Origin of the sequence: Larkinella bovis (assembly GCF_042655385.1) — a bacterium.
In the GTDB taxonomy this organism is placed as follows: Bacteria; Bacteroidota; Bacteroidia; order Cytophagales; family Spirosomataceae; genus Larkinella; species Larkinella bovis.
The window spans coordinates 34768-47214 of the sequence record NZ_JBHSMA010000007.1 but is presented as its reverse complement, the minus strand read 5'-3'; the positions used below and the strand labels follow the sequence as shown (position 1 = coordinate 47214).

Below are 12447 nucleotides of genomic sequence, written 5' to 3'. Positions count from 1 at the left end.
CGATAGGTTGGTCAATGTATCGGCATTTTTTAACTTATCGCCTTGGGTTTGTATTTGGTAAGTATTGCAAATTGGCAGTATTTTATTGGTATTATTTGATGTATTTCCATTGCTAATACGGTTTTTGGCGTTTTGTCAAAATTATATCCCGTTTCTTTTTCTAAATTAGAAAGTTCATAATTCCGTAATACTTGCGCAATAAGTGCCCGGTAGATTTGCGGTTTCGTAAAGTGATATGTCAATTCTGTATCCATTTTCCACCATTCCGATTCTCGGATTATTCCTGATTTTCTGTATGAAAAAAAAGTTACGCCCATCAATGAATGAACGAAGGTTCAGTTGTCGTCGCGCTATTCTGACGCTGGCTATTCTTCTGTTTGGCTTGCCCCTGCTTGCTCAGACTATTTCCGGCAAAGTGGTATCGTCCGAAGGGAGCCAGTCGCTGCCCGGCGTTTCCATTGTGGTCAAAGGCACCACTAGTGGCACCACCACCCGCAATGACGGGACCTATACGATAAGCGTCCCCGATCCGTCGGCGGTTTTGATTTTTTCCTTCATCGGTTTCGATGCCCAGGAGGTAACGGTTGGTAACCGAACGTCGATCGATGTAACGCTGAACGTTTCGACACAGGCCTTGAACGAGGTAGTCGTAACGGCCCTGGGGATTTCGAAACAACAACGCAATCTGGGCTACGTGACGCAGAAAATTGATAATTCGGCGCTCTCGCAGGCCCGGGAAACGAACCTGGTTAGCCAATTGGCCGGGAAAATTGCCGGGGTGACCGTGGTGAACAGCCCGTCCGGGATCGGAGGGTCGTCGCGGGTGACCATTCGGGGCGAAAAGTCGTTGAATATCAACGCCAATCAACCGCTGTTCGTGATTGATGGCTTACCGATTAATAACAACTTTGTGGGGTCGTCGGGACGTAGTAACCAGGAGGCCGACTACGGGAACGGGGCCGGTTTCATCAACCCCGACGATGTGGAAACCATGACGGTTTTGAAAGGGGCCAGTGCGACGGCCCTGTACGGGTCGCGGGCGGCCAATGGCGTGGTGGTCATCACGACCAAAAGCGGCAAAGGCACCAAAGGAATTGGCGTTAGTGTCAATTCGAATGCCATGTTTGAAACCGTGTTGCGGCTACCGGACTACCAGAACGTATATGGGCAGGGGTTGAACGGGGAGTTTTCGTTTAAAGATGGTTCCGGGGGCGGTTTGCGCGACGGTACCGACGAAAGCTGGGGCCCCAAAATGGACGGACGTTTGATTATCCAGCACGATTCACCCACCGATAAAGGCTACCGGGCGGGGGATACGAAAGTGCCGGGTGGTCCTGGCGTGGCGACACCGACGCCGTTCATTGCGCATCCCGACAACATCCGTGATTTCTTCGAAACCGGGGTGGCACTGACCAACAACGTCGCCGTTACGGGGAGCAATGACAAGGGGGATTTCCGGTTGTCGTTCACCAACCTGTCCCAAAAAGGCATGGTTCCCAATACGGACCTGACGCGTAACACCTTCAATGTCAACGCCGGATACAAACTAACGGACCGGTTTACGGCCCGCACGAACGTGAGCTACATTCGGAACCATAGCGATAACCGTCCGAACCTGAGCTACGGAACCGAAAACATCATGTATCTGCTCAACTGCTGGTGGGGGCGTCAAATCGACATGGCGTCGATGCGAAATTACTGGCAACCGGGGCTGGAAAATATTCAACAGTTCAACTTTAATTACAATTACCACGATAACCCGTACTTCAACCTGTACGAAAACACCAACGGTCAGGATCTGAACCGCGTCATCGGGAGCGTCACCCTGGCGTATCAACTGACGGACTGGCTGTCGGTGCAGGGCCGGACGCAGGTCGATTACCAGGACGAACTGCGGGTGCGGCAACGGGCCTTCAGTACGCAGCGCTATCCGTACGGTTCCTACCGCCGGGAAGCCGTGAAAACACTGGAACGCAACACGGATCTGCTGTTTTTAGTGGATAAACGCCTGAACGATAACTTCACGCTCAGCGGGACGGCGGGTGGAAACCAGCGGCTGAATACGTACGACTACCTCGATAATTTTGCCCCCCAGCTGACGGTGCCGGGCGTTTACAGCCTGAACAACAGCCGGGTACCGCTCGAGTATGCCCAGAATACATCCGAGCGCCGGATCAATAGCCTGTTTGCGTCGGGCCAGCTGACGTACCAGGACAAACTGACGCTGGAAGTGACGGGGCGCAACGACTGGTCGAGCACGCTGACGCTGCCGGCCGGCCTGGTGGGAGCCGCCGATAATTCCTATTTCTACTGGTCGGGAACGCTGAGTGCCGTGGTGAGCGACTGGGTCAAGCTGCCGTCGTGGGTGTCGTTTGCCAAACTGCGGGCCGGTTACGCCCAGGTCGGGAACGACACCGAGCCGTACCAGTTCTCGCAACCGTTTAACCCCGGTACGCCCTGGGGCACGACGCCGACGTTCGGCGAATCAACCCGGATTCCGAACCTGAGTCTGAAACCGGAAATCAGCAGTTCGCAGGAATACGGGATCGATATCCGGTTTCTGAAAAACCGGGTCGGGCTGGACTTCACGTACTATAATACCATTAGTAGAAACCAGATCATCTTCCTGCCGCTATCGGGAACGACCGGCTATAGCCAGATCGTCCAGAACGCCGGACGCATTCAGAACAGCGGGATTGAAGTTATGCTGAACCTGACGCCGGTGCGGCTGGACAATGTTGGTTTCCGCTGGGATATGAACGTCAACTTCTCCCGCAACCGCAGCAAAGTGCTGGAGCTGGCCGACGGCGTTTCGACCTACGAACTGGCGAACCGGTATTTCTCGGTACAGGCCCGCGTCAACGAGCGGATGGGCGATATGTACGGCTACGCCTACGAGCGCGTAAGCAGTGATCCGAAAAGCGCCTACTACGACCCAACGGGCCAGAATGTGGGCAAACTGGTGATCTCGGCGGAAGGGCGGCCCGTTGCCACCAGCACGCTGCAAAAACTGGGGAATTACAATCCCGACTGGCTGGCCGGTATCAACAACTCGTTTACGTACAAAGGCATCAACCTGAGTTTCCTGTTCGACATCCGGAAAGGGGGCGAAGTCTATTCGCATACGTATGTCGTTGGGCGTGAGGGCGGTCAGTTGATCGAAACACTGCAAGGCCGGGAAAGCGGTTACTACGACAACTCCGTCGATAAGGAGTTCAGGAACGCGCCGGAAGGAACGTATTACGTGGTGCCGGGTGTCGTCAAAGCCGGGGAAGGCCAGTTTACGGCCAACCAGCGCCGGATTTCGGCCCGCGAATGGCATACGGCCTTCACACTGGGCCGGCAGGTCCTGGAAGACGCTATTTTCGATGCGTCATTTACCAAACTGCGCGAAGTGAAATTGGGCTACTCAATTCCGAATACTCTGATGGGCCGGAAGTTGCCGTTCCGCAACGTGACGGTTTCGCTGGTGGGGCGCAACCTGTTCCTCTGGACCAAGGTGCCGCATATCGATCCCGAAACCTCGTCGGTTTCCGGCGGAACCATTATTCCGGGTTCCGAATCGGTCGCCATCCCGTCGGCCCGGAATTACGGTATCAACCTGTCGTTTAATCTGTAACTGTTTAGCGGTTACGGTTTAGGATTAAGGCATTAACTATCAGTCCTAAGCCATAAACTAACAAGCCTTATGAAAAGAACCTACATCAAGTTGTTTGCGTGTCTGGCGTTGCTCGTCGCTGCCGGAACGTCCTGCGACAATAATTTCGAAGACGTCAACACCAACCCGAACGTGCCGAACACCGTTACGCCGGATTTGCTGCTGCCGAACATTATCCGCTCCACCGTGAACGAAAACATGGGAATGGCCTGGGGCATTGGGAACATCGTGATGCAGTATACGGCCAAGATTCAGTTCGTAAACGAGGATCGGTACCTCTGGGGCGAACAGAACGGTATCTGGGGAACCGGTTATTCGGCCCTGCGTGAAATCCAGAACATGCATACCATCGCGTCAAACGCGAGCCCGGTGCAGAAAAACTACCAGGCCATTGCGCTCATCATGAAATCCTGGGTGGCTTCTTTGATTACGGATGCCTACGGAGATGCGCCGTATTCGGAAGCGACCAAGGGAAAAGACAAGATGTTTTTCCCAAAATACGATCCGCAGGAAACCATTTACAACGGAATTCTGAAAGATCTGGCGGAGGCCAATGCGTTGCTGGCACCCGAAAACGGCGCGGTAAACGGCGATATTCTGTTCGGGGGTGATGTGACGAAGTGGAAGAAAATGGCCAATTCGCTCCGGCTCCGGTATTTGATGCGGATTTCGAACAAACGCGACGTGAAGGCCGATCTGCAGGCCATTGTCGGCAACCCGACGGCCACCCCGGTTTTTACCTCCAACGCCGACAACGCGGCGTTGCGGTATCTGCCCACGGTTCCGAACCAGTTTCCACTCTATACGTCGCGGGTCGGTTCGTTCGATGAGTTCCGGTTGAGTAAGACGCTGGGCGATAAACTGGCCCAACTGAACGACCCGCGACTGGCCATTTTTGCCCGCCCGACGGTCGCATCGGTTTCGGCCGGAAAACCGGCCTACGTGGGTGTGCCCAACGGCCTGGACGATGTGGGTGCCTTGACCTACAACGGTGGTGCTCAGAATGTTTCGCGCGTGGGCGGTAATTACTACATCGACGGTTTCGGAACGCCCACGGATGGGAACCTGAACATTGCCAGAGGCATCATCATGACCTACGCCGAACTGCAGTTTATCCTGGCGGAAGCGGCTCAGAAGAAACTGATCACCGGTGAGGCCAAAGGCTATTACGAGAAAGGCATTACGGCTTCCTTCAACTTCTACGCGCTGGATGTGCCGGCGGGGTACCTGGCGCAGCCGGATGTGGCGTTTACGGACGCAAAAGCCCTCGAATTGATTGGAACTCAGAAGTGGATTTCGTTATTTTACAGCGGTCTGGAAGGCTGGTTTGACTGGCGTCGGACGGGTGTTCCCGACATCAAACCCGGCCCGTCGAACCTGAACAGCAACAAAGTTCCCGTGCGGTTTTTGTATCCGAGTTCGGAGCTGAACCTGAACAAACCGTCGGTGGAGGAAGCCATCCAGCGCCAGGGCGCGAATACCATCAACACCCCTGTATGGTGGGATAAATAAAAGAGCGAAAGAGTGAAAGAGAGAAAATAGCTTTGCGAGGGATCGAAAAATGGCGAAGCTAATTTCGCTCTTTCACTCTTTCATTCATTCACTCATTGCTATCTATGATACCTCGACAGGCAATTGCGGAGATTACGGAACTGTTTGAAAAACACGGTTCGGACGATTATTATGGCGAGCCGGTTTCGCAACTGGAACACATGCTGCAATCGGCGATGCTGGCCGAACGGGCCGGGGCCGACGACGAAACCGTCATCGCGGCTTTTCTGCACGACATCGGGCACCTGCTGCCGTCGGAAGCGGCCGAAGATCACATGGACGAGTACGGGCGGGTGGACCACGAGAAGCTGGGAGCCGACTGGCTGCGTGAACGCGGTTTTTCGGAAAAAGTAGCCCAGCTGATTGAACACCACGTCAACGCCAAACGCTACCTGACGTACAAGAATCCGGCCTACTTCAACAAACTGTCGGAAGCCAGTCTGAAAACGCTGGCGTTTCAGGGCGGTCCCATGACGGCGGCCGAAGCGCAGGAATTCGAACAGAACCCGTTTTTTCGGGGCATTCTGCAGGTGCGGGGCTGGGACGAACTGGCGAAGGAAACCGACCTGGAAATGCCGCCGGTCGACCAGTATCTTGCCCTTTGTAAACGCTACCTGGAACGTCGCTAAAACCGGTTCGGGCTTCCGAAAACCGGCCGGTTTTATAACCAAAAAAGCCCCGATGGATCTGTTCCATCGGGGCTTTGTATAGCAGCGGTTTTGATCAGGCCGCGATGCGCAGCGGTGGTTGACCAGATTCCAGCAGTGGCTCAATCACGCGGTTCAACCGTTCCCGCAGGAAACCTTCCTGGAGGTACGAGGGCAGTTTGGCAATCAACCGCTTGTAGCCCTCAATCCCCAATGCCTTGGCGATATAGGCTTCATGCACGGCATTGATGTGCGATACAATATTGACCAGACTTTCGTGGAACAGCCGAACGTCGATTTCCGACTCAACAAACCGCTCAATCTCACGGTTGGAAGAGGAAATCCGCAGGCGGCTCAGGGCGTCGAAATAGGTCGTATAACCGATTTGTTTGCCCAACTGCTTGTATTGTTCCTGGCCGAATTTCTGCAAAACCTTCCCCGTTTTGGTACTGCGCAACGCCGTCTTGGGGTTGTTCTGAATGGCCTGCCGCAACGCCTTGATGCGCTGGTCGCGCGAGGTTTTCAGAAACTGCGCAATCTCGATCTGGGCCGCCGACTCGCGGGAGGGCAGGGTCAGATCCGGTTTGGCAATATCGAGTTTCGCCATGGGCAACCGCATGGTCCGGTAGTTGTTCAGCGGACCGGAGGCATAAAAGCCCACCGATGCCGGGTAATAGCCCCGAACGACCATGTTACCGATGCGTCGGCGAATGATTTCTTCGTTACTGACGGGTTCGCCCATGGCATGGAGGAACGCCCGGACACTGAACAGAACGCTATAATATGCCTGCGGAAACGTCCAGTGCAGCGAACTTTGCAGGTACTGGTTGTCATTGACAACCGGCGTAATGCGAAGCGCGTATTCGGCGCTCCAGCTATTCAGCAGCAGCTTTTCGAGCGCCTTCTGTTGTTCGTCCGAAACCTGAGGGGCAAAGTCCTGAAAGAGCGGAAACCGGCTCAGATCGAACAGGTCGTCCTGCCGTTGAATGTGAAAATCGATCGCGAAAAAGTGGTTCAGGAAAACCTGCGCCGGGATGGATTTTCGCCAGTTTTCGTCCTGCGGCTGGGCAGGAGCAAAAGGGACCAGTTTTCCTTCCTTGTTCATCGTATTTTCTGTGTTCATGTTCATGTAAATAGAACAAAAAAACACCGTTCGATGTTCCGGATCTAAGAATTATTTATAGGAATTAATGAATTGTAAATCAATGGATTGTAAATTATTTTTCAATCTTTAAAGGCCGAAAAAGAGAATATGGTCCAGGGGCGGTTTTTTGGCGTAAAACCGGGTTGTTTTCCGGCGAAGAACGGCCCGCATACGCCACCCGGTAGCGGTCGAAAACGACCCGTGAAATGGCTAAAATCTGCTTCCGGGAGCGGGGGCAATTTTCGCGCTTAGGCACGGATCAGGGGCGAAACCAGCGGGCTTTGTACACCTTCATGGTCGGGAAGCTGAGCGCGTGGCTCGGATGCTGAAACCGCACGTGGTAGGTCCACCAGCTTTCTTCGGGAACCGTGTAAATGAACTGGCCACGGCGGTCGCGTCCGACGCTTTTGGTATGGGGCGCATCCGTAAAACCGGGTATTTTGGTGAACGTGTGGGTCTTTAAATCAAATTGCCAGGCACCGGTTTCTTCGGTCAGGAAGAGGTGACGACCGTCCGGCGTTGGCTGGAGGTCGTGGCCGCTATGGCCGGGAATGGTCCATTCCTGCACGAGTTTGAGGGCTTTCGTGCCGACCAGCTTGTATTCCCGTAAAACCGTCAATCCCAGCGCAAACAGGCTTTTTCGCTGCTGATCCCAGACGAGGCCGTGGGCCGAGAACAGGCTGTCGCTGTAGAGCGGTTTTTCGGGATGTTTTTGGTCGAACAGCATGATCCGGTTGCCGTTGGGAGCCGTAGAAGCCGCTGCCGCAATCAGATCACCCGGCAAGAGTTCGATGGAATGCGCGTTTGGGACGCTGGCGTAGAAAACCACTTTTTTGTCTTTCCGGTTCAGCACGGCAATGGCTCCGCTGGACGACGAAACGAGCAATTGCTCGCCCTGCCGGATGGCCTTGCAGTCGTCCATCGAGTTGAATTTGCGGGTGCGGTATTCCGTCGGCAAATCCATTGCTTCGTGGGCGTCCCAGCTCCAGACAACCGCCGGAATGCTGTCCTGGCCCTGCTGGTAATCGACCAGCAACACTTTGCTGTCTCCGCACACCATCAGCAGTTTTTCGGAGGTCGATTGCGCAAAACCGCCTACCGAAACCGCCAGCAGGCTGATCAAACTAATAACTCGGTTCATAAACAGGAAGGGATAGGAAATCATTTGAAAAAAGGTTTAGGTTGGAATCAGACGCGCTCCAGGGGGTGCGTTTTTTGTTTCACTTTTCGGAATTTATCGCGCTGGCCGAGATATAAGCCCACCAGCACCAGCGCCGTTCCCAGAAACGTATGCACCGTCAGGGGTTCGTCGAGGAGGATGGATGAGTAGGCAAATCCGAAAATCGGGCATAAAAACAACCACAAAGAGGCTTGTACGGCATCCTGTCGAACCAGGTAAAACCAGAGTTGCAGTCCGATGACCGACACCGGAACGATCAGCCAGAAAACCCCGCCCCAAAACCGGAGATCGAAATGCGAGTGTTCGAAATCGGCGAAAGCCAGAGTGAAAGGCAGCAGGAGCAGACCGCCGATAAACACCTGCCAGCCGTTGATAACCAGACTGGGCAATCGCCAGGAAAACCGGGTGTAATACACCGTAGCCGCCGAGATCGACACCATGCCCCCGAGCAGAATCAGCAAGCCCGGTACGGTAGCGAAACTGGACTGAAGCAGGGGATAGGTCGCCAGCACAACGCCCCCCATTCCGATGAGAATTCCCAAAATCTCGTACCAATTCGCCGGGCGACGGAGCCATAAGGCCGATAGGATCGTGATAAACAGTGGGCTGGTGGCCGTCGAAAGACTACCGATTCCGGCGGAAACATGCCGAAGGGCCAGCACAAAAGCCCCCAGATAAATCGTCGTGTTCAACAGGGCAAAAATCGTCAGGCGTTTGAATTCGGTGCGGGTCGGTAGCGGGCCGCGCTGAATGCCATGGGCAATGAACAGAATCAGCGGACCGGCGATCATAAACCGGATTTGCGCCAAAAGAAGCGGGTCCGCAGAAAGAACGCCAAATTTAGTGGCTGCCGATGCCGATGCCCAGAGGGCCGCAAACAGCAGGCCGGAAAGGAAAAATTTCATGCGGCAAAGGTACGGCGAAGCCCACAGGAAAGCACTTCAAAGCCGCAATTTTCCGTTTCACCGGACTGGCCATTGGGGATGTGGGCTGAACGCACCAATTTTAAAACCGTAAACAACAAATCATAAACTCCTCATGAAAACACTCGTTATTGGTGGGACGGGCACCGTCGGAAGCCAGGTCGTTCAGGAATTAGTTCGCCAACAGCAAGCGGTCCGGGTGCTGGTTACCAGCGCCGAAAAAGCCGCTCTGCTGCCGGATGGGGTGGAAGCCGCCGTGGGCAATATGGATGAACCCGCGACCTTGCCGAAAGCCTTTGAAGGCATCGACCAGGTTTTTCTGCTAAACCGCCTGAGCCAGACCGAAGTGGCGCAGGGATCTTTTGCCGTGGCTGCGGCCAAACGGGCGGGTGTCCGGAAAATCGTTTACCAAAGCATCCATAATGCCTACGAAGGGTTTCATATTCCGCACTTTCGCACGAAAATATCGCTCGAAAAAACCATCCTCTGGTCGGGCCTGAATTACGTCTTTATTTGCCCTAATAATTTCTACCAGAACGATTTCTGGTTCAGGGAGGGCGTGATCAACTACGGTTTATATACCCAACCGATTGGCGGAATCGGGCTAAACCGGGTTGATGTGCGCGACATTGCCGAAGCAACGGTGAAGGTACTGATGACCACAGAGTTCGACGGTCAGCGCATCCCGCTGGTCGGTCCGGATGTCCTGACGGGGCCTTCCGTCGCGCGGGCCTTGAGCCAGCAACTCGGTTACGATGTTCAGTACGCGGGCGATGATCTGGCTGCCTGGGCCGCTCAGGCAAAACTGGGGCTGCCGGACTGGCTGGTCGATGACTCGGTGGCAATGTATACGTTTTTCCAGAAACAGGGCCTGAAAGCGACGACCCCGGAGTTGGACTTGCTGACCCGCGTGTTAGGCCGTGCGCCCCGCTCGTATGCCGATTTTGTCAACGATTACGCAGCGGTTTTCCGCCGGGAAGCCGAACTGGTTGAACCGTAAAGCCGTAAAAACCGTCTTCCGAAAACCGTGTCGCCGACGGTTTCCGGAAGACGGTTTTTTACAGGGTCGTTTGGGTAGCGGCCGGGTCCCGGGTGGCCCCCGATCTGCGGCACCATGCTGCTGGCCGTGAACGCCGACAACTCCGTGCCGACGGTACAGGTCGGGCGAACGTTGCCCGGTTGTCGGTTTTTGCGGTAACTAGTTCGAATCTGTCGGCCAACCGAACGGTACGATTAAAACCCAATTTTCCCTTTCCGGCCCCGACCGTCGTTGCCATCGACGTATTCCTTCAGTTCCGCCAGTTCTTTTTCAAAACCGCTGCTCAGGATCGGGAACCGGCACCAGGTTTTGGGGTCCACGTTTTCATCATCGACGTGGAAAGAAGGCGCATACCGTTCGCGTTTCCACTGGTTGCGGCTCCAGAGCCGGAAAAACCGGTCGACGGAAACGTAAAGCTGCTGGCGGTTGTATTGGCCGTCGAACACGACTTCCACCTGCTGCATGACTTCCTTCGGTGACAGTTTATCCCGGATACCGAACTTCTCGATGGCGTTCAGGACCTCGTAGGGCATCAGGTCTTCTTCGTCGGTCTGCTTTTGGTCGAGCGGGCGCAGTTCGGCGGTGGGTTGCAGGCTGTTGACTTTCTGCAAGCCTTCCACCGTAATTTTGCCGCCCACGCCCACGGTTTCGAGCCAGCGCAGCCAGCCGCGCAAATAGTATTTGTCGATGCCGGCGATGGGAGAGATGCTGCCCGCCGTGTCGCCGTCCATCGTAGCATACCCGACGGAGGCTTCCGAGCGGTTGGAGGTCGAGAGCAGCAGGGCGTTCTGAATATTGGCCAGCAGCCACGCACTCGGAGCCCGCACCCGTGCCTGAATATTCTGGAGGGCCACATCGTCGGTTTTCCAGCTCAGCGGTCGGCCCAACTGTTCTTCAATCAGCCGGGTGTAGGTTTCGACCAGTCCGTTGATGTTGATGTTATAAAACGTTGCGCCGATGGATTTAGCCAGCGATTCGGCCGACTCGTAGGTGTCTTTCGAACTGTTTTCGGTGCCCTGATAAATCGTCGTCAGCAGGGCACCGCAGATTTCCTCGACGGTTTTCAGCTTCTGGATGCTTTTGATGTAGCTCAGTTTCTTTTTAAAACCGTCCAGCCCAATGCTTTCGTCGGCCATCCGAATCATCAGCGAAATCAGCGCAGCAATGGCGGAAGAATCGGCGCCACCGCTCAACGATAGCACAAAACCGTGCGATCGGCTTTTTCGCAGGTAATCGAACAGGGCCAGCGCCACCGCCCGGGCGAATTCCTCCTCCTTCAAATGGTTGCCGTGTTCCCAGTATTCCAGTTCGGCTTTTTGTACCACCGGTTTGACGGGAGGAAAGTCGAACGGCGCGGCCACGCGCAGGTTCGGAAACAGGTAGGCCAGATTTACCTTGTTCTGGACCTGGCTGAGCCGCGTGTCGTCCACGTCAATGACGGCGGTGACGATCAGGTGGTCGGCGTAGCTGAAACGAGGCCCCGACACCAGCAACTGGCCGTTGGAGGCAATCATGGCGTCGCCGTCGAAAATGGCCCGGCCCGATTCATTGCCCAGCAAATTGCAGTAAATGTAGCTGACACCGAACGCCCGCGAACCGTCGATCACAAACCGTTCGCGGACGTGCGATTTGAAAAACGCAAAGTGGCTGGCGCTTGGGTTCAGGATAATATCGACGCCCCGCTCATGCAGACTGCGACCCGGGCGGTTGGCAATCCAGGCGTCCTCGCAGATCTCGAAACCGATCTTTACGCCCGATACATCGAACAGCAGATCGCCCACCGGATAGGTGAACTCACCAATCTGAATTTCGTCGCGGACCCCGGCCGTCCAGGGCTGGAACCAGCGGGTTTCGTAGTGGATTCCGTTGTTGGCCAGCACCTGTTTGCAGACAAAGCCCAGAATCCGTTTGTTGGCAATCAGACAGGCGGTGTCGTAGGCCCGGTTATTGGCCAGCCGCAGGGGCAGGCTGACGGCTACAATGATGTCGGCGGTATGGGGCACAATCTCCAGCAGACTCTGTTTGGCCTGCTCCATCACTTCGTGCGAGAAGAACATGTCTTCGCAACCGTAACCGGTTATACAAAGCTCAGGCAAACATAAGATGCTGACTTCCTGTTTTTTAGCTTCCTCAATGGCGTCGATAATCGTCCGGCGGTTGTGTTCCCAGGCCATCGGAATCTGGTTGACAACACCGGCAGCAACTTTAATGAGCTTCATGTATCTGATTTTTCGGCTTTTTGCAAGAATAACAAATATGAAGCAGAAATGGGTTTTAAAAAACCGAACAGAACCTGCATTACGCA

9 protein-coding genes are annotated in these 12447 nt (G+C 54.8%); 4 read left to right on the top strand and 5 right to left on the bottom strand.

What is annotated here, in order from left to right; genetic code table 11:
- Nucleotides 1-29 precede the first annotated feature (29 nt).
- Nucleotides 30-317: a hypothetical protein gene (locus ACFPMF_RS19645; RefSeq protein WP_379848439.1), complete on the bottom strand. Its 288-nt coding sequence runs from the start codon at nt 315-317 to the stop codon at nt 30-32.
- Nucleotides 318-319: 2 nt separating this feature from the next.
- On the opposite strand from ACFPMF_RS19645, the gene ACFPMF_RS19640 reads away from it, so the two are divergent.
- From ACFPMF_RS19640 to ACFPMF_RS19630, 3 genes are all read left to right on the top strand, one after another.
- Nucleotides 320-3619, top strand: a complete 3300-nt coding sequence (locus ACFPMF_RS19640) for a SusC/RagA family TonB-linked outer membrane protein (protein ID WP_379848438.1) — start codon at nt 320-322, stop codon at nt 3617-3619.
- A 69-nt stretch (nt 3620-3688) separates the two neighbouring features.
- Nucleotides 3689-5170, top strand: coding sequence for a SusD/RagB family nutrient-binding outer membrane lipoprotein (locus ACFPMF_RS19635; protein ID WP_379848437.1), 1482 nt, complete (start codon nt 3689-3691; stop codon nt 5168-5170).
- 104 nt (nt 5171-5274) lie between these two features.
- Nucleotides 5275-5838: a phosphonate degradation HD-domain oxygenase gene (locus ACFPMF_RS19630; protein WP_379848436.1), complete on the top strand. Its 564-nt coding sequence runs from the start codon at nt 5275-5277 to the stop codon at nt 5836-5838.
- Nucleotides 5839-5932: 94 nt separating this feature from the next.
- Here the strand turns inward: ACFPMF_RS19630 and ACFPMF_RS19625 are convergent, their stop codons facing one another.
- From ACFPMF_RS19625 to ACFPMF_RS19615, 3 genes are all read right to left on the bottom strand, one after another.
- On the bottom strand, nt 5933-6985 hold the full coding sequence (locus tag ACFPMF_RS19625; protein WP_379848435.1) for a hypothetical protein: 1053 nt from the start codon (nt 6983-6985) through the stop codon (nt 5933-5935).
- Between the two features lie 274 nt (nt 6986-7259).
- On the bottom strand, nt 7260-8141 hold the full coding sequence (locus ACFPMF_RS19620) for a DUF6528 family protein (protein WP_379848434.1): 882 nt from the start codon (nt 8139-8141) through the stop codon (nt 7260-7262).
- A gap of 47 nt (nt 8142-8188) precedes the next feature.
- Entirely contained in the window at nt 8189-9085 is an 897-nt protein-coding gene (locus tag ACFPMF_RS19615) for a DMT family transporter (RefSeq protein WP_379848433.1), read from the bottom strand.
- 133 nt (nt 9086-9218) lie between these two features.
- On the opposite strand from ACFPMF_RS19615, the gene ACFPMF_RS19610 reads away from it, so the two are divergent.
- Nucleotides 9219-10103: an NmrA family NAD(P)-binding protein gene (locus tag ACFPMF_RS19610; RefSeq protein WP_379848432.1), complete on the top strand. Its 885-nt coding sequence runs from the start codon at nt 9219-9221 to the stop codon at nt 10101-10103.
- A 233-nt stretch (nt 10104-10336) separates the two neighbouring features.
- On the opposite strand, the gene nadE is transcribed toward ACFPMF_RS19610, so the two are convergent.
- Entirely contained in the window at nt 10337-12361 is a 2025-nt protein-coding gene (nadE, locus tag ACFPMF_RS19605; RefSeq protein WP_379848431.1) for an NAD(+) synthase, read from the bottom strand.
- Nucleotides 12362-12447: the final 86 nt, after the last annotated feature.